Here is a 16,699-nt window from a genome sequence, read left to right as displayed (position 1 = left end):
CACTCTTCTTCAATCTAATGACGACGGGAGGGTGTAATGCTTAAGTTGCTATTTGTTTGGGTATTGAATGCATTGGCGTTGATGGCGGTGGCTTACCTGGTGCCTGGCATTCATGTGGCTAACTTTACAGCTGCCCTGATCGCCGCCTTGGTGATAGGCCTGGTCAATATATTGATCAAACCGTTGCTGGTATTGCTGACCTTACCGATTACTTTGCTGACCCTGGGTTTATTTATCCTGGTGATCAACGGCGTGTTGTTCTGGCTGGTCGGCCACTATCTGCAAGGTTTTTCAGTCAGCTCTATCGTCGTCGGTATCATTGGTGCTTTGGTCTACAGCCTTATTTCAGGCGTACTCAGCGCGATTGTCCCGGACGGCAAAGACTAACAGGCTGTCAGTCGCAAGCCTGCAATAGATTAAAGATTAAACAAGTGAATAATAAGACTTCTTTCAGTTTTGAGTTCTTTCCGCCAAAAACAGCGGAAGGCATGGCCAACCTGCGGCAAGTGCGTAGCGAGCTGGCTAAATTCTCGCCCGAATTCTTCTCGGTGACCTTTGGTGCCGGCGGCTCCACGCGCGACCGCACCATGGATACCGTGCTCGAGATCCAGGACGAGGGTTTTGGTGCTGCGCCGCATATTTCGTGTATCTCATCGAGCAAGCAGGAGATCCGTGACTTGTTGCAGGCTTATCAGGCCAAAGGTATCAAGCGACTGGTCACTTTGCGCGGCGATATTCCATCTGGTGAAGTCAGCGTAGGCGATTTTAAATACGCTAGCGAACTGGTGGAGTTTATCCGTGCCGAAACCGGTGACTGGTTCCACCTCGAAGTGGCAGCCTACCCGGAGTTTCACCCTGAAGCCGGCTCTGCGCAAAAAGACCTGGAAAATTTCAAACGTAAGATAGATGCCGGTGCCGATTCGGCGATCACGCAGTATTTTTACAATGTGGATGCTTATTTCCGCTTTGTTGAAGCGGCGCAAAAACTGGGTATCAGCGCACCTATCATTCCTGGCATCATGCCTATCTACAATTACACGCAGCTGGCGCGTTTTTCTAATGTGTGTGGCGCCGAGATCCCGCGCTGGTTGAGGATGCGCCTGGAAGCCTACGGTGATGACCTGCCTTCGTTGCGTGCATTTGGGGTAGATGTGGTGGCCGATATCTGCGGCAAACTGTCACAGGCGGGTGTAGATAAAATGCATTTTTACACCTTGAACCAGGCCGGTATCATAGGCCAGATCATACGCCAGCTTTAAACTGCCACTGCAAAAACAAAAAAGCGCGATATGCATCGCGCTTTTTTTATTGGCTGCCACTTATTGCAATGACAGCCCTTTAGGGTTGAACAGAGCGTCTTCCACAAACAGGTAATCCTGTTTGCGGTTTTCATCCCACAGCACCATCATGGTGATCCAGCGGATATCTTCCATGCTCAGTGTCTCCTGCGGTAACACCATGCCCCGGTCTATGATCAGGTCACGCTCATAAGCAGTGATGATGTCACTCTTTTGCAGCAGGCACAGAAAATTCAGGCTCTCGTCATTGATCTTGTCTCTTTCCATCTCGCAGAAGATACGCAGTGCAGATGGGTCCTGCAGGTATTGCGGTTGCTCCACAGAGCGGCGCAGGTTTTTCACCCAATCAACCGCGTGCAAGATGTCCTGATGGTTAAATCCTGCCTGGGACAGCTCATAGGCCATGATCGCCTCGTCGGTTTCTTTCAACTCGAACGCTTCATGTTTGTCCCAATAGTTTTGATAAATAAATATCAATACTTCCAACATGCACATCTCCTCAAACATGCTATTCAATCGCTAACGCCACAGTGTGAGGTTAAGCCAGTCTCTGGAATTGCCCATTCGCGAGATGGCTGACTACACCTTCTAATTCAAGTAGTGTAAGCATGGTGGAAACTTCTCCGGGCGTCAAGCCTGAGCGGGCGGCGATCTGTTCGGCAAAAATAGGGTCAAAACCCATGCAGGCCAAGACCGGGCTTGCTTCTGAGGGTAAATTAGTCCAATTGGGTATTAGCCCGTTCGGGCTAACCGGCCAGCTGCTATCGGGCAGGCGGATATGGCGTAACTCGCTGAGGATATCCTCGGTGGACTCTACCAGCTTGGCTCCCTGTTTGATCAATGCATGGCAGCCCTTGGCCACCGGCGAGTGGATGGAGCCGGGCACGGCGAATACTTCACGGCCCTGTTCTATCGCCAGTTTGGCAGTGATCAGCGAGCCGCTGTCTATATTGGCTTCCACCACCAGGCAGCCTTCAGACAAGCCGCTGATGATGCGGTTGCGGCGCGGGAAATTGTAATTGATGGAAGGCGTGCCCAAGGCGTATTCTGACAGCAGCAGGCCATGCTGGGCGATCTGGTGCGCCAGCGCCTTGTGTTTGGCCGGGTAGACGATGTCCAGCCCGGTGCCGACCACAGCAATGGTGGCACCATCGGCTTTCAGCGCGCCTCTATGAGCAGCGCCGTCTATGCCGAGGGCCAGGCCGCTGGCAACGGCAAAACCGGCCCGGCACAAGCTCTCGGCAAAATTCTCGGCCGTGGTTTCTCCCTGGGCGGTGGCATGCCGGCTGCCGACGATGGCCATGCACGGCCGTTTCAATATCTGCAGGTTGCCTTTGGCATACAGCACCGGCGGTGGCTGGTCGGTTTCCAGCAGGCGTTGGGGGTAGTGCGGGTCGGCTAAGGTGATCAGGTGGTTATCAGCTTGTGCCAGCCAGTCCAGGGCTTTGGCAATATCTGCATGTTGCATGGCGCGCTGTATGCCTTCAGCTACTTCTTTGCTGACCAGCTCCCGTAGCGCAGTGTATGCAGCATCCAGTATGGCTTCTGGCGTTTTAAACGCCAGCAGCAGCTGGCATAAAATCGTGCTGCCCAGCCCTTCTACCAGGGTGAGAGCTATCCACGGCGCATATTGCTCGGTGGCGTTTGCCTGGTCGGTAGGTGTCAGGCCGGGAGAGTCTGCAGCATCATTGTCCATAAGTGGCGGTTACGGGGTGCGAACGATATCTTCCACATGCACCGGTTGTGACGCCTGCATGACCAGTGCGTAAGACAGGCGCGGGAAGGTTTTAAACACCATGAGCAGGCCGACCGGTTCATCCGGCAGCTTCAGGGTCTGCGGATGTTCGGGGTCTGAAGCCGGGTCTGTCATGCTGGCACCCTGGCGCAGGATAGACAGCACATGCCCGCGTTCCAGCCCATCATCAGTACCGCGATTGAGCACCACCACGCGGCCAGAACCGGTTTCATTGATGCCATCGCTGATACGGGCGATCTGGCCTTGCAGCTGGTTGTCTGGTGCGTGCGGCACATAGGTCTGTGTCAGGTCATCTTCTATCTCTATCAGTTTGTCTTTGACGGCGATCTCTTCTTTCACCTGGGTGATATTCAGTGTCGCCGGCTTACCGTCGCGCAATAGCTTTGCTTCGCCCAGATAGTGTGCCTCTAAGCCGAGTATCTCTCCGTTTTCAGGGTTTTTGACTGGCTCACCTTCACGGTAGATGGCCCAGACCGGCTGCGGGCTGCCTGGTAAGCCCTGCACATAAATACGCGTGTTCGTGCTCAATATCTGTCGCTCTTCTTCGGCGGCGATGATAGTGGGCGCATTTTTCAATTCATCAGCAGAAATCAGCACCGGCTTGGTCAAGAACGGCAAGATGGCATTCGGCTGTATGGTCGGTATGGCATCGGCCTTGATAGGCGTCACTATCACCCCTGGTTCCAGCGTAATCGATTCGCGTATCAATCTCAGCACTGGTTTACCGCTGCTGGTATCCAGTACAATCACGTCACCGGGGTAGATCCAGTGCGGGTTTTTGATATGGTCGCGGTTGATCTGCCATATCTGTGGCCACTGCCAGGGGTTTTTGAGGAATTTGGCCGAGATATCCCACAAAGTATCACCTTTGACCACCACATGGCGCTCAGGATGTTGTGCACGCAAGCTAATTTCATCTGCAAAAGCGCACAAGCTGCTACAAGCCAGGGCAAGCGAGGTTATAATTTGAACAATTTTGGTCATGTGACGTCTCTGTTATAGGCAGTACTTTTAGTTTTTTGCAGCAAAAAATGAAGTACTTAGGTAAAGGCAGCACGCATGTCGCGGTTGTATGCGCAATGTCGACCAATCTAGCATGGGTTTAAAGTTATTATCAAGATGAAAAAACAGGGGTTTTGCCCTGTTTTCGTTAAACACTTAGCATGGAAAGATTTATAGAGCATGGCCCTCCTTCCGATTTTGCAGTATCCGGACCCTCGCTTGCACACGGTCGCCAAGCCGGTGAAGGTGTTTGACCAGAGCTTGCAGCAACTGGTAGCCGATATGGCTGAAACCATGTATGACGCGCCCGGCATAGGCTTGGCGGCAACGCAGGTGGACCAGCACATCCAGTTGATCGTGATCGATCTGAGCAAGGAAAAGAACGATCTGCTGGTGCTGATCAACCCTAAGATCATCGCCGAATCCGGCCACCAGGATTACGAAGAGGGCTGCCTGTCAGTGCCCGGCATCTACGAGAACGTGACGCGCGCAGAATTTATCACCGTTGAAGCGCAGGACGCCACGGGCAAAAGCTACAAACTGGATGCCGATGGTTTGCTCAGCGTATGCATACAGCATGAAATGGACCATTTAAAAGGTAAAGTATTTGTGGAATATCTTTCGCCCCTGAAACGCAACCGCATTCGCAGCAAAATGGTCAAGCACGCGCGCGAAATCGAACGCAACAGTTACTAACAGGGCGGTCAGATGCGTATCATTTATGCCGGGACACCGGAATTTGCAGTGCCTGCCTTGCAGGGGCTGATCGCAGCCGGACACGAGATCGTCATGGTGCTCACGCAGCCAGACCGTCCTTCTGGCCGTGGCATGCAGCTCAAGGCCAGCCCGGTCAAGCAGCTGGCGCTGGCACATGGCCTGCCGGTCTTTCAGCCGGAAAGTCTGAAACCGGCCGAGGTGCAGGCGCAGATAGCGGCGACCGATGCCGAGGTGCTGATCGTCGCTGCCTATGGCCTGATCATTCCTACTCCGGTCCTGAATATCCCCACGCGCGGCTGTTATAACATCCATGGTTCATTGTTGCCGCGCTGGCGCGGTGCCGCGCCTATACATAGAGCGATTCTGGCCGGTGATAGCGAGACCGGAGTCACCATTATGGAAGTGGTGCCCAAGCTGGATGCCGGCAATATGATCAGTAAATGGGCCACGCCGATCACCGAAGCAGACACCACACAAACCCTGCATGATGCCATCAGCCGCGAAGGTGCGCGCCTGATGGTGGAAGCCATGCACACCCTGCAAACCAGCGGCCAGCTGCCTTCTCAAGTACAGGATGAGTCACTGGTCACCTACGCGCACAAACTGGAAAAATCCGAAGCTGGCATAGACTGGACGCAATCTGCAGTGCAGCTCTCGCGCCAGGTGCGGGCGTTTAATCCTTTCCCGGTCGCCACCGCCAGGTTCAAAGAGCAGGTGTGCAAACTGTGGTTCGCCCAGGTCGCACAAGCTGATGCTGGTGCACCTGCTGCCACTAGCCCTGTCGCAGGCAGCCAAATAGCCGGTAACATAGTACAGATCCAGCCGCTGCTGGTCGCCTGTGGTGAGGGTGTGTTGCAGATAGATGAGTTGCAGATGCCAGGCGGCAAGCGGCAGACGGCGCAACAGTTCGTGCACGGCCAGCATGTGCAGGTCGGTGATAGATTCTTCTAAGTCTGGTGCTGGTAAGTCAGGCGCTGGCGCGCGCATGTCATGCTGTGTTCATCTGCCAGCACTAGCATTGAAAAATACGGCTGCCTCCCCCATCTAGTTGTAGAGTAAAAAAGAACTGAAGGAATATGAATGTTAGGTAATTGGACCAAGACTTTTGTGTTGATGGCCGCCATCACGGCCTTGTTTGTTGCTGTTGGTGGTGCGTTCGGCGGCCAGAGCGGCATGCTGATGGCCTTGCTGCTGGCCGGCGGCATGAACTTCTACGCCTACTGGTTCAGCGACCAGGCCGTGCTTAAGATGTATGGTGCGGTGGAGATCAACGCAGACAACAACTATGGCAATAACCAGTTCAGAAACTATTTCAATATGGTGAAAGAGCTGGCAGAACATGCACAACTGCCTATGCCGCGCGTATTTGTCATCAACGAAAGCCAGCCGAATGCGTTTGCCACCGGCCGCAATCCGGAAAACGCCGCGGTGGCCGCCACTACCGGTATCATGCAGATACTGAGTGAGCGTGAACTGCGCGGTGTGATGGCGCATGAACTGGCGCACGTCAAAAACCGTGACACCCTGATCTCTACCATGTCGGCCACCGTTGCTGGTGCGATCTCTGCCATTGCGCAATTCGGCATGCTGTTCGGCGGCGGTCACCGAGACGGCGAAAACCGGCCTAACCCCATGCTGGGTATCCTGATGATAATAATGGCGCCGCTGGCAGCCAGCCTGATCCAGATGGCGATCTCCCGCTCACGCGAATATGAAGCGGACCGTATGGGTGCGGATATCAGCCGTGACCCTAAAGCGTTGGCCAGTGCGCTGGAGAAGATACATAATTACGCGCACCAGATCCCCAACCTGACTGCCGAGCAACACCCTGAGACTGGCCAGATGATGATCATCAACCCATTGTCGGGTGCAGATTTCTCCGGCTTGTTCAGCACCCACCCCAAAACTGAAGAGCGCGTGCGTAGATTACTGGCGCTGGCCAATCAGTACTGATTTAGCAGCTGCACTATCTTAAAAAGGCTTTCCTCAGGAAAGCCTTTTTTATTGCGCCTGTGCCGCGCTTTATTTTAAATCCGGGCTTATTGCAGTGTTTCTGCCGTGAAACAGGTGGCATCAAGTAAAATAGCATTTTTTTGCCAGAGTCCAGCCGTGCAAGTAGCCCAGATAATCGCCGCACACGCCGTCGCCGAAGTCCTGTCCGGCCATAACCTGACGGTTTCCATGCCCAAGGCCTTGCGCAAAGTCAGATCGGCGACGCCGCAACAGCAGGCGGCTGCCCAGGATTACAGCTACCTGACCTTGCGCTTTTACGCCGAATCGGCTGCCTATCTGGCAGCGCTGACACCCAAGCCGGTTTCAGACAGCCGGGTGCAGGCATTATTGCTGGTGGCGCTGTCGCAGTTGCTGCATGGCCAGGATGATGACTTTACCGTAGTGAACCAGGCGGTAGAAGCGGCCGGCACCACCGGCCAACGCTGGGCCAAAGGCCTGGTCAATGCCGTGCTGCGCAATTTTCTGCGCCAGCGCGAGGCTTTGCAGGCAGAAGTCAGCCAGCATGAAGAGGTGCACTGGAATTATCCGCAATGGTGGATAGCGCTGCTCAGGCAGCAGTATCCCGATCACTGGCAAGCCATGCTGGCAGTAGGTAATGAACACCCACCCATGACTTTGCGCGTCAATCTGCGCAAAACCAGCGTGCCTGCCTATCTGCAGGCCTTGCAAGAGGCAGGCATCGCAGTCACTCATCTGGGCAGCGCGGCCATACAGCTGCAGCAGCCAATGCCGGTGCATAAACTGCCAGGTTTTGATCTGGGCTGGGTCAGCGTGCAGGATGCAGGTGCGCAATGGGCAGCCCCTTTGCTGGATGTCGCACCTGGCATGCGCGTGCTGGATGCCTGCAGCGCCCCGGGCGGCAAGACCTGCCAGCTGCTGGAAACTGCCGATGTGGACCTGATCTCGCTGGACCTGGAAGCGGACCGCTTGCAGCGCGTACATGAAAACCTGCAGCGCCTGGGTTTACAGGCGCAAGTGGTGGCCGGTAACGCGACCACGACTGACTGGTTTGACGGCCGGCCGTTTGACCGCATCCTGGCCGATGTGCCGTGTAGCGCTTCCGGCATCGTGCGGCGGCATGTGGATATGAAATGGTTGCGCAGACCTGAGGATTTAGCCACTTTTGCACACACACAAGCGCAAATTTTATCTAATTTGTGGCAAATGCTGGCAAAAGGCGGTAAATTGCTTTATGTGACATGTTCGGTCTTCCAACAAGAAAACGAAATGCAGATCCAGCAATTTTTAACTTCCCATGCAGATGCGACCCGGGTAGCGGTGCAGTTCGATGCCGCCCTGTTGCCGTGCACGCATGCGGCACCCGGGCAATTGCTGCCAGTCGCCGCCCATGACGGATTATTCTATGCGTTGTTGCAAAAGCATTAAATCCTGGTTGTTGCTTGGTTTCATGCTTTTGGCTGCCTGGTCAGTGCTGGCCGGCGGTAACCACGCCCATATCAAAGTCGCAGAACTGGTGTTGCGTGATGACCTGTGGACGCTGGATGCAGAGATAGACATCCAGCTCGGCCATGCGCTGGAAGAAGCGCTGAGCAAAGGCGTGACCCTGACCTTTTTATACGAGTTTCAGATCGTCAAGCCGCTCAAATACTGGTTTGATGACGAAGTGGTCACCGAACGCCGCCAGGTCACCCTCAATTACCACGCGCTGACCAAGCAATTCATACTGCATTATCCGCAGCAGCAAAAAGTATTCGATACGCTGACTGATGCCAAGCAGGAACTGGCCACCATCCACGACTGGCGTCTGGCGCCGCATGCGGTGCTGGAAAAAAACCAGTCTTACCACGCGGCATTGAAAATGCACCTGGATACCAGCAAGTTACCCAAAGCGCTGCAGGTGGATGCGATAGGCGAAAGCGACTGGGAACTGGTCACGCCTACTTTTAGCTGGTGGGTGAAAGAAACCGTGCGCTAAGTTATGCGTTATGTCCTGATCCTGTCTATCATACTGGCCGCAGGTCTCTTGTACCTGCTATCGCTGGCCAGTGCCAATACCGCCATCAGTGGCGACTATTACATCATACTGCTCTATATCAATGCCGGCCTGGCCGTGCTGTTGCTCGGTGTCATCGGTTACCAGTTACGCCATCTGTACCGCACCACCAAATCCAAGCAGGTGGGCAGCAAACTCAATTTCAGGTTATTGGTCACCTTTGCCCTGATGGCGCTGATCCCCGGCATGATCGTCTACCTGGTGTCGGTCAATTTTCTTAGTCGCTCTATCGAATCCTGGTTCAACGTCAAGGTCGAATCGGCGCTGGATGGCGGCTTGAGCCTGGGTCAGCGGGCGCTGGATATCATGCTTTCCGAGCTGAAAGACAAAGCACAGGGCATGACCGTATCTTTGTCGCTGCAGACCGCGAAATCCAACTATGCGCAACTGAATGACCTGCGCGAAAAAGCCGGTATCCAGGATGCGGCCTTGCTGACACCACAAGGCGCTATCCTGGCGGTGAGCAGTGCAGACCCCAGCAGTTTTCTGCCCGAGTTGCCGTCAGTGCCGCAACTACGCCAGGCCAGGAGCGGTGTCTACGGCAAGATAGAACCTATCGTCGGCAAAGGTTTGTACATGCGGGTGCTGGTGCCGGTAGAACCGTTAGGCATTATCGGCGAGGTGCGTATCCTGCAACTGATGCAGCCGGTGCCCAAGTCGCTGTCGAATACTGCCGAGTCGGTGCAGGATGTTTACCGCGAGTACCAGACCCTGTCATACAGCCGGCAGTCGCTGAAAGACATTTTCATGCTGACGCTGACCATGATACTGTTGCTCTCCATGCTGGGGGCGCTGATCATCGCCTTTGCACTGAGCCGGCGCATGGCGCAGCCGCTCACAGTGCTGGCAGAAGGCACGCGCCTGATCGCCAGCGGCGATTACTCGCAACAATTACCTTCATTCGGCAAAGATGAACTCAGTGTGCTGGTGAAGTCGTTCAACAGCATGACGCGCCAGTTGCAGGAAGCCAAACTGGCTTCGGAACAAAGCCGCCAGCATGTGGAATCGGCGCGCGCTTACCTGGAAGCGATACTGTCGCACCTGAGCTCGGGCGTGATGACGATCAATGAGCGCGCCGAACTGCGGGTGTATAACCTGGCGGCTACCAATATCCTGGGCATTTCGCTGGTCGGCTTTAAAAACAAGATATTCACCGACATCGTCGCCGAGAATCTCTACCTGAGCCCATTTGTAGAAATCGTCATGCGCCATTATGATGAGACCTTACAGCTGGATCACCATGAGCGGCACCTGACCAGCCAGATCGATATTGAGAGCGAGCATGGCAAGCAGGTGCTGATGTTGCGCGTGACACGGCTGCCGGAAGGCGCAGGGCATGGGCTGGTGGTAGTGTTTGATGATGTGACCGTGATGGCGCAGGCGCAACGCGATGCGGCCTGGGCAGAAGTGGCCAGACGGCTGGCGCACGAGATCAAGAACCCGCTGACGCCTATACAGCTTTCTGCCGAGCGCTTGCAGTTCAAGTTGCACGACAAGCTGGAAAGCAAAGATGCCGAGATGTTGTTGAAATCGACCGACACCATAGTCAACCAGGTGCAGGCCATGAAGAACATGGTCAATGAATTCAGCGAATATGCCAGGACCCCGGCTGCGCTGTTGGTCAAACTGGATTTAAATGCTTTAATCAGGGATGTCAGCCGTTTGTATAATGGCTCTGCGCTCAAGTTAGAGCTGGTATTGCAGCAACAGTTGCCCGAGGTGCAGGCCGATAGCACCATGATGCGGCAGATACTGCATAATTTACTGCAGAATGCGCAGGATGCCATGAGCCAGGTCGAGCAGCCACAGGTGGTCATCATGACCGATAGCGACGGCGAACGTGTAAAATTGTCGGTGACAGATAATGGCGGTGGTTTTCCCACCGAGGTCATGGCCAGAGTGTTTGAGCCGTATATCACCACCAAGGTACACGGCACCGGTTTAGGGTTGGCCATTGTGAAAAAAATGATAGAAGAGCAGCGCGGACAGATTCGTATAGACAATCTGCCACAAGGGGGGGCCAGCGTTACCATACACTTGCCCGTAGATAAACAACAACAGCGTCGGCGCGTAGAGCGCATCGTGTAAGGAAATACGGTACATGGCATCACGTAATATACTGGTGGTTGATGACGAAGTCGGCATACGCGAGTTGTTGAGCGACATCTTGCGTGACGAAGGGCATCAGGTGCGCCTGGCAGAAAACGCCCAGCTGGCGCGTGAAGAAAGGCTTAAGCAACGCCCGGACCTGGTGCTGCTCGATATCTGGATGCCGGATTGTGACGGCATCAGCCTGCTCAAAGAGTGGGCGAATGCCGGCTTGCTGACCATGCCTGTGATCATGATGTCTGGCCATGGCACCATAGACACCGCCATCGAAGCGACCCGCCTGGGTGCATTCGACTTTCTCGAAAAACCCATCGCCCTGCAAAAACTGCTTAAAACAGTGGGCGCCGCCATCAAGCATACCGAACACCTGGCCCATACCGAGATCAACCTTTCCAGTTTTGGTAAAAGTGCCGTCATCCAAGAACTCAAGCAACGCCTGGAGCAACTGGCCCGCCACAAGAACACCTTGTTCCTCATAGGCAAAAAAGGCGGCAGTGTCGCCTTGTGTGCCAAATTCCTGCGTCCACCAAATACGCCATGGGTGTCGCTCACCGAATATGACAAGCTGGTCTCGGCGCCTATGGAGATCCTGGAGCAGGCGCGCGAAGGCGTGGTGTTTGTCGATGAAGTCACCCGGCTCGGCAAAACCGAGCAAAAAGGCCTGGGCCTGCTGATCGCCAAGTCAGAAAAATACGGTGTGCGTGTCATCTGTGGCAGCGAGTTCGGCTTGCCCCACCTGATTGAAAAAGCCATGCTGGAGCAATCGCTGTTGCAGACGCTGGCGGGTGCGGCAGTGAAAGTGCCTTGTCTGGACGAGCACAAGGAAGATATCCCTGACCTGGCCAATGCCATGGCCACCCTGATGGTAGAAGCCAGCAAGATAGATTACAAAGCGTTTGATGTGGCGGCGCTGAACGCGCTGCGCAACGCCGATTGGCCAGGCGATCTTGATGAGCTGGAATCGGTGGTGCAGAACCTGCTGATGACCAGCCTGGGTGACAGTATCACGCAAGAAGATGTACAACGCGTGCTCAAGGATTTTCAGGGGCAGGTGGCAGAATCAGCCGAACAGCATATGCCGCTCAACCTCGACCAGCCCTTGCGTGAAGCCAGGGACGAGTTTGAACGGTTCTACTTTCAGTACCATATGCGGCTGGTCAAAAACAATATGAGCCGCCTGTCTGATATTTCGGGCCTGGAACGTACCCACTTATATCGTAAACTCAAACAACTGGGCATACGCATCAAAGGCTAAGCCTTTGCAGCCAGTAAAAAAGCCGGGTTTTAGCCCGGCTTTTTTATTGCATCAAATAACTTATTGCAGATTATTTATTGCGGTTATCCAGGCTATACCCCGTTTGCGGGTAGATGCTGAGCAACCACATGCCACCGGCAATGCCCAGATAGGCAAAGAACGCATCTAGCGAAGCCTGGCTCAACACTATGGCCATAAACGCCGCCAGCACCGCCAGCACGCGCGCACTGATCCTGGTTTTAAAACCAAGCAGTAAAGACAAACCAAACACCAGCTGGATCAGGATCAGCAGCGGTGCAAACACACCAGGCAAGCCTAACTGGCCGAGCATGGCCTGATATTGCAGATAGCCCTCAGGCACAGAGGTAATGGCGATCAATTTCAAGATCACAATGCCAAAGAATACCAGCCCTAGAAGAATCCTGGCTGCAGCAGTTTGTAAAGGACACATCACTTTTCCTCAAATCCTGTTTTTATAAAGCGCTTATCATGCCTGCCCGTGGCTGCAATTGCAATATAAGGGCGGCGATCTATGTTCAGGGCGCGCTCAATAACGGGAAGTTTTCCTTATCGCAGGTATTAGACGCCGCGAAATTATCTTGCTAAGATCTGTAAAAAAGCTGTTCTCTATAAACCTCATCGTAAAAAAGAAAAATAACCAAAATGATCATTCAATCTCTACGCCTATTCAAATTATCCTTTATCGCTTTTGCTGCAATGATGCTGGTGGGTTGTGCCTCCATCTATGTAGATAACGCTACCAAAGAAATCAATCCGGCGCAGTTCAAAGTGCCTGATCCTAAGCATCCTGTCATGCTGGTGTTCGAATTCCAGACCAAAGGCGTCGCCAATGCCAAAGCGACTGATTACCTGAAAACGCGGGTGCTGGACCAGGTGAAAGGCAGTGGCATTTTCAGCGAGGTCTCGTTAACGCCTGTGCCTGAAAACCGGGTGCTGAGTATCACCCTCAATAATGTGCCCTTGACCGATGACGCCTTCTCCAAAGGCTTTGTCACCGGCCTTACCTTCGGTCTGGCTGGCTCGACTGCTTCTGACGGTTATATCTGTACCGCGCGTTATCTGGGTGGCAGTGAACAGGCGGCGATCGTGAAGCAGGCGCGACATGCGATCCATGTCACCATGGGGGCCAAAGGCGCACCAGCAAATGCCACAAAAGCCGCCAGTGGCGATGAAGCCGTCCACGCGATGACGCGCCAGATCGTGAGCAATGTATTGAATGATCTGTCGCACGATAGCAGTTTCCAATAAACAAAAATAAACGGGAGTAAACAATATGAAACTGCTCAAAACATGCTGCTGGGTCTTGATTGCGTTCGCCCTGCAAAGCATGACTGGCTGTGTGTCAGTCAAAATGTCAGAACCCACGCCGAGTATGGCTAACCTGGAAAAACTGCGCGGCGCGAACCTGGCCACTGTGAAAGCCGGCAGCTTTGTGTTGGCAGCAGGCAAGAATGCCGCACTGGACCGTGGCGTCAGCGGCCTGAGAGGCTCTTCCGTCACGCCAGCCAATGGCAGTTTTGCGCAACAGCTGCGCAGTGAATTGGTGACCGAATTAAAAGCGGCAGGCTTGTATGACGAGGCGGCAGATGCAGTCATTAAAGGCGAGCTCGTCGACAGCCAGGTAGATGCGGCCATAGGCACAGGCACGGCAAAACTGTCGGCCCGCTTTATGGTTCAGCGCGCAGAAAAAACAGTGTATGACAAACAACTCACGGTCGATTCCAGCTGGGAGTCGTCTTTTGTCGGCGCGATCGCGATTCCGGAAGCCATCAATCAATACACCGCGCTTTACAAAAAACTCATAGGCAAACTGTTTGATGACAGTGAGTTCAGGTCTGCTTTAGCCAGGCAGAAATAGGCTGTGCTAAGGCTGGCATATAGCCTGTTGCCTGGCAAACATGAAAGCTAACCATATGGATCTGCATATACAACAACTGACTCACCTGCACGCTGCGTACGCCGAATGCCGCATGATACGGCAACGCGTGTTTATTGATGAGCAGGAGGTGCCGGTCGAGCTAGAGTGGGATGAGGCGGATAAGACCGCCATTCATCTGCTGGCCACCGTGGATAGCCAGCCGGCTGCGTGTGCCCGGGTATTAAGTGATGGGCATATCGGGCGTATGGCAGTGCTGGCACCATGGCGGGGTAAAGGCGTGGGCGAGGCATTGCTGCAGCAGGCGGTGCAGATCTGCCGTCAGCTGCAAGTCAGTCATGCACGGTTGTCGGCGCAAACCCATGCCATCGCTTTTTATGCGCGGGCAGGCTTTGTCGTGAGCAGTGCGCCTTACCTGGATGCGAACATCATGCATGTCGATATGCAGCTTGAACTGGTATAATTGCGGTTTCAGTTTTTCTCTCACTTCCAGAAATAAAAGGAATTCTCATGTCAAAGATCGTATTAAAAGCCGGTGAAGCCACCGTATTTTCCGAAGGTAAAGATGTGACAGCGGCGATGCCGGAAATCGTTATCGGCGCCGTTGATGGCCCGGTTGGTACTGCATTTGCCAACATGATGGCGCAAACCAAAGGTCATACTGCCATGTTTGCTGTGCGTGACATTAACCAGATGGTGCGCCCTGCGACCATGATGGTGCCTAAAGTCACTTTGAAAGACTCATTGAACATTGAGTTGTTCGGTGGCGTGGTGCAAGCCGGTGTGGCTGATGGCATCACCGATGCGGTGATCGAAGGCATCATCCCTAAAGAGCTGGTCAATGATCTGTGCATAGTGGCATTGCTGTGGATAGACCCGGGCTGTGCTAAAGAAGCCAACCTGGACAAAGCTGACTTGTACAAGAACAACTACGAAGCGATCAAGCTGGCATTGAAGCGCGCTCTGAATGACGAGCCTAGCATAGACGAAATCATTGCTAACCGTCACAAGATCAAACACTGCATGTGGGAAGACAGCTGGGACCAGAAGTAAGCTGGCACAGAAATGAATCCAGCTATATGCTGTTAAGCCCCGCAGTCGCGGGGTTTTTGTTATGCGGAAGGGTAAGTATGAAGTACCTGCTGAAACGCTATCTGGCGGTGGTTTACGAATCGCTGCTGATGCTGGCGCTGGCACTGACAGTGACGGCGGTGTATTACCTGTTGCTGGGTGATGCCAGCCATGGCTGGAAAAGGCTGGGATTACAGTTGCTGGTCTGGGGCAGCATGGGCGCCTATTTTGTGCGCTGCTGGACCGCCAGCGGGCAGACCCTGGCCAGCCAGACCTGGAAACTGAAAGTGGTGGATCAGCAAGGGCGCTTGCTGGGATGGCAGCAGGCGGCGCTGCGTTATGTGGTGGCCGGCGTTTTACTGTTGCCTGCCGGGCTGACCTTGTGGTGGGCCATGCTGGACCGCGAGCAGCAGTTTTTGCATGACCGCCTGCTAGGTTCGCGCATCATCCGCGTCTAGTGTATTAAGTCGCTAACGCCGTTCAACGTAATGCAGCATGCCGAGGCCGGCAAACAGGAACAGGATAGTCGGGCCTATGGCGCTGAACAGCGGTGACCAGTCGTTGAGTACGCCGAGGTGGACAAAGACGCGGTTCATGATCTGGTAGACCACGCCCAGCAATATACCGGCAAAGATCTTGGCACTGATGCCGCCAGCACGCTGCTGCAAAAAGCCGAACGGCATGGCCAGCACCACCATGACCAGGCAGGCCAGCGGGTAGATCAGCTTGGACCATAAAGCCACCTGGTAGCGCGTGCTTTTCTGGCCGTTTCTATGCAGATGCTGGATAAAGCTGTACAGGTTCCAGGCCGACATTTTTTCTGGTAACACCAGCAATACGTTGAGCAGCTCTGGCCTGATCAATGACTCCCACTGCGCCTGTTTCACAAACTTTGAAGTCACCGAGTTTTTTTGCACATCACGCTCGTGATTGAACGAGGTTTGCGTGACGTTGAGCAGTTTCCAGTGGTCATCGGCAAAATGACCTTTTTCGGCATGGCTGATGCTGCGCAGGCGGAATTGCGGGTCAAAGTCATAGATATCGATATTCACCAGGCTGCTATCCGGCAGCACGGTGTTCACATTGACAAAGCTGCTGCCATCCTTGATCCACAAACCGGACTTGAAATCTTGCGCCACCACAGAGTCGGTCGCCTGTATGCGTATGCGTTGCGCCATTTTTTCGCTGAGCGGGGCGATGATCTCGCCTATCATAAAGGTGACGATGGCAAACACCAGGCCTATGCTCAGCAATATTTTGGCGATGACTTTCAGCGAGATGCCGCTGGTGCGCATGACGATAAGCTCGGAATTTCCGGCCATCGCCCCCAGCGTATAGACTATGCCCAGCAGCACTGCCACTGGTGCCACTTCATAGATGTGGCCGGGGATGCTCAATGCGACAAAGGTCAGCATGCTGTTGACGCCGTAGTGCCCGCGTCCCAGGCTATCCAGCTCTTGCAGCAGGTCAAAGAAAGAAAACATGGCGAGCAGGCCAAACAGCACCAGCATGATATTAAAGCTGATCTCGCGCCAGAAATAACGGTTGAGTATGGAGAGCTTCATCT

Annotated in this window: 19 protein-coding genes; 14 read left to right on the top strand and 5 right to left on the bottom strand. The window is 54.1% G+C overall.

The genetic code is table 11. The features are described 5' to 3' along the window. The first annotated feature begins 36 nt into the window (after positions 1–36). Complete coding sequence (locus ACFQ1Z_RS09260) at positions 37–387, top strand: phage holin family protein (protein ID WP_379057103.1); 351 nt, start codon at positions 37–39, stop codon at positions 385–387. Positions 388–431: 44 nt separating this feature from the next. Beyond that, positions 432–1,259 carry a methylenetetrahydrofolate reductase [NAD(P)H] gene (metF, locus tag ACFQ1Z_RS09255; RefSeq protein ID WP_379057102.1) on the top strand — a complete coding sequence of 276 codons (828 nt, stop codon included), beginning with the start codon at positions 432–434 and terminating at the stop codon, positions 1,257–1,259. A gap of 60 nt (positions 1,260–1,319) precedes the next feature. Here the strand turns inward: metF and ACFQ1Z_RS09250 are convergent, their stop codons facing one another. Genes ACFQ1Z_RS09250 through ACFQ1Z_RS09240 form a run of 3 tightly spaced genes read right to left on the bottom strand, consistent with a single transcriptional unit; the run spans position 1,320 to position 4,038 of the window. Beyond that, positions 1,320–1,787, bottom strand: a complete 468-nt coding sequence (locus ACFQ1Z_RS09250) for a DUF494 family protein (RefSeq protein ID WP_379057101.1) — start codon at positions 1,785–1,787, stop codon at positions 1,320–1,322. Between the two features lie 49 nt (positions 1,788–1,836). Then, positions 1,837–2,994 carry a DNA-processing protein DprA gene (gene dprA, locus ACFQ1Z_RS09245; protein ID WP_379057100.1) on the bottom strand — a complete coding sequence of 386 codons (1,158 nt, stop codon included), beginning with the start codon at positions 2,992–2,994 and terminating at the stop codon, positions 1,837–1,839. Positions 2,995–3,003: 9 nt separating this feature from the next. After that, the gene (locus ACFQ1Z_RS09240) at positions 3,004–4,038 is read right to left on the bottom strand and encodes a LysM peptidoglycan-binding domain-containing protein (RefSeq protein ID WP_449288886.1); all 1,035 of its coding nucleotides are present in this window, start codon (positions 4,036–4,038) and stop codon (positions 3,004–3,006) included. Between the two features lie 198 nt (positions 4,039–4,236). Between ACFQ1Z_RS09240 and def the strand changes: the two genes are divergently transcribed. From def to ACFQ1Z_RS09205, 7 genes are all read left to right on the top strand, one after another. After that, a complete protein-coding gene (gene def, locus ACFQ1Z_RS09235) occupies positions 4,237–4,752 on the top strand; it encodes a peptide deformylase (protein WP_379057098.1) in 516 nt (171 codons plus the stop codon). A 12-nt stretch (positions 4,753–4,764) separates the two neighbouring features. Beyond that, positions 4,765–5,724, top strand: coding sequence for a methionyl-tRNA formyltransferase (fmt, locus tag ACFQ1Z_RS09230; protein WP_379057097.1), 960 nt, complete (start codon positions 4,765–4,767; stop codon positions 5,722–5,724). A 129-nt stretch (positions 5,725–5,853) separates the two neighbouring features. After that, complete coding sequence (htpX, locus tag ACFQ1Z_RS09225) at positions 5,854–6,726, top strand: zinc metalloprotease HtpX (RefSeq protein WP_379057096.1); 873 nt, start codon at positions 5,854–5,856, stop codon at positions 6,724–6,726. Between the two features lie 156 nt (positions 6,727–6,882). After that, positions 6,883–8,172, top strand: a complete 1,290-nt coding sequence (rsmB, locus tag ACFQ1Z_RS09220) for a 16S rRNA (cytosine(967)-C(5))-methyltransferase RsmB (protein ID WP_379057095.1) — start codon at positions 6,883–6,885, stop codon at positions 8,170–8,172. Between the two features lie 22 nt (positions 8,173–8,194). Beyond that, a complete protein-coding gene (locus ACFQ1Z_RS09215) occupies positions 8,195–8,722 on the top strand; it encodes a DUF4390 domain-containing protein (RefSeq protein ID WP_379057094.1) in 528 nt (175 codons plus the stop codon). Between the two features lie 3 nt (positions 8,723–8,725). Continuing rightward, a complete protein-coding gene (locus ACFQ1Z_RS09210) occupies positions 8,726–10,888 on the top strand; it encodes a sensor histidine kinase (RefSeq protein ID WP_379057093.1) in 2,163 nt (720 codons plus the stop codon). Between the two features lie 13 nt (positions 10,889–10,901). Beyond that, a complete protein-coding gene (locus tag ACFQ1Z_RS09205; protein ID WP_379057092.1) occupies positions 10,902–12,164 on the top strand; it encodes a sigma-54-dependent transcriptional regulator in 1,263 nt (420 codons plus the stop codon). 70 nt (positions 12,165–12,234) lie between these two features. On the opposite strand, the gene ACFQ1Z_RS09200 is transcribed toward ACFQ1Z_RS09205, so the two are convergent. After that, on the bottom strand, positions 12,235–12,615 hold the full coding sequence (locus tag ACFQ1Z_RS09200) for a DoxX family protein (protein WP_379057091.1): 381 nt from the start codon (positions 12,613–12,615) through the stop codon (positions 12,235–12,237). Between the two features lie 212 nt (positions 12,616–12,827). Between ACFQ1Z_RS09200 and ACFQ1Z_RS09195 the strand changes: the two genes are divergently transcribed. The 5 genes from ACFQ1Z_RS09195 (at position 12,828) to ACFQ1Z_RS09175 (ending at position 15,590) form a co-directional block, all read left to right on the top strand. Then, positions 12,828–13,433 carry a hypothetical protein gene (locus tag ACFQ1Z_RS09195; RefSeq protein WP_379057090.1) on the top strand — a complete coding sequence of 202 codons (606 nt, stop codon included), beginning with the start codon at positions 12,828–12,830 and terminating at the stop codon, positions 13,431–13,433. Positions 13,434–13,536: 103 nt separating this feature from the next. Next, positions 13,537–14,043 (top strand): hypothetical protein, encoded by a 507-nt coding sequence (locus ACFQ1Z_RS09190; protein WP_379057089.1) that lies wholly within the window; start codon positions 13,537–13,539, stop codon positions 14,041–14,043. 40 nt (positions 14,044–14,083) lie between these two features. Further along, positions 14,084–14,524, top strand: coding sequence for a GNAT family N-acetyltransferase (locus ACFQ1Z_RS09185; RefSeq protein ID WP_379057088.1), 441 nt, complete (start codon positions 14,084–14,086; stop codon positions 14,522–14,524). Positions 14,525–14,571: 47 nt separating this feature from the next. Then, entirely contained in the window at positions 14,572–15,114 is a 543-nt protein-coding gene (fae, locus tag ACFQ1Z_RS09180; protein WP_055830150.1) for a formaldehyde-activating enzyme, read from the top strand. 77 nt (positions 15,115–15,191) lie between these two features. Further along, complete coding sequence (locus tag ACFQ1Z_RS09175) at positions 15,192–15,590, top strand: RDD family protein (RefSeq protein ID WP_379057087.1); 399 nt, start codon at positions 15,192–15,194, stop codon at positions 15,588–15,590. Positions 15,591–15,602: 12 nt separating this feature from the next. On the opposite strand, the gene lptG is transcribed toward ACFQ1Z_RS09175, so the two are convergent. Further along, on the bottom strand, positions 15,603–16,697 hold the full coding sequence (gene lptG / locus ACFQ1Z_RS09170; protein ID WP_379057086.1) for an LPS export ABC transporter permease LptG: 1,095 nt from the start codon (positions 16,695–16,697) through the stop codon (positions 15,603–15,605). Positions 16,698–16,699 lie beyond the last annotated feature (2 nt).

Source organism: Methylophilus luteus (genome assembly GCF_042676265.1).
Classification (GTDB): Bacteria; Pseudomonadota; Gammaproteobacteria; order Burkholderiales; family Methylophilaceae; genus Methylophilus; species Methylophilus luteus.
Note: the sequence above shows the minus strand (reverse complement) of the source record. Positions and strands in the feature narration are given on the sequence as shown.

Bases quoted from the DNA above. Each gene is read 5' to 3' on its own strand.
- ACFQ1Z_RS09195 (WP_379057090.1), top strand. From the start codon at position 12,828: ATGATCATTCAATCTCTACGCCTATTCAAATTATCCTTTATCGCTTTT.
- ACFQ1Z_RS09175 (WP_379057087.1), top strand. From the start codon at position 15,192: ATGAAGTACCTGCTGAAACGCTATCTGGCGGTGGTTTACGAATCGCTG.
- ACFQ1Z_RS09190 (WP_379057089.1), top strand. From the start codon at position 13,537: ATGTCAGAACCCACGCCGAGTATGGCTAACCTGGAAAAACTGCGCGGC.
- ACFQ1Z_RS09185 (WP_379057088.1), top strand. From the start codon at position 14,084: ATGAAAGCTAACCATATGGATCTGCATATACAACAACTGACTCACCTG.
- dprA (WP_379057100.1), bottom strand. From the start codon at position 2,994: ATGGACAATGATGCTGCAGACTCTCCCGGCCTGACACCTACCGACCAG.
- fmt (WP_379057097.1), top strand. From the start codon at position 4,765: ATGCGTATCATTTATGCCGGGACACCGGAATTTGCAGTGCCTGCCTTG.
- ACFQ1Z_RS09250 (WP_379057101.1), bottom strand. From the start codon at position 1,787: ATGTTGGAAGTATTGATATTTATTTATCAAAACTATTGGGACAAACAT.
- ACFQ1Z_RS09200 (WP_379057091.1), bottom strand. From the start codon at position 12,615: ATGTGTCCTTTACAAACTGCTGCAGCCAGGATTCTTCTAGGGCTGGTA.
- ACFQ1Z_RS09240 (WP_449288886.1), bottom strand. From the start codon at position 4,038: ATGACCAAAATTGTTCAAATTATAACCTCGCTTGCCCTGGCTTGTAGC.
- ACFQ1Z_RS09210 (WP_379057093.1), top strand. From the start codon at position 8,726: ATGCGTTATGTCCTGATCCTGTCTATCATACTGGCCGCAGGTCTCTTG.
- ACFQ1Z_RS09260 (WP_379057103.1), top strand. From the start codon at position 37: ATGCTTAAGTTGCTATTTGTTTGGGTATTGAATGCATTGGCGTTGATG.
- lptG (WP_379057086.1), bottom strand. From the start codon at position 16,697: ATGAAGCTCTCCATACTCAACCGTTATTTCTGGCGCGAGATCAGCTTT.
- ACFQ1Z_RS09215 (WP_379057094.1), top strand. From the start codon at position 8,195: ATGCTTTTGGCTGCCTGGTCAGTGCTGGCCGGCGGTAACCACGCCCAT.
- def (WP_379057098.1), top strand. From the start codon at position 4,237: ATGGCCCTCCTTCCGATTTTGCAGTATCCGGACCCTCGCTTGCACACG.
- htpX (WP_379057096.1), top strand. From the start codon at position 5,854: ATGTTAGGTAATTGGACCAAGACTTTTGTGTTGATGGCCGCCATCACG.
- fae (WP_055830150.1), top strand. From the start codon at position 14,572: ATGTCAAAGATCGTATTAAAAGCCGGTGAAGCCACCGTATTTTCCGAA.
- ACFQ1Z_RS09205 (WP_379057092.1), top strand. From the start codon at position 10,902: ATGGCATCACGTAATATACTGGTGGTTGATGACGAAGTCGGCATACGC.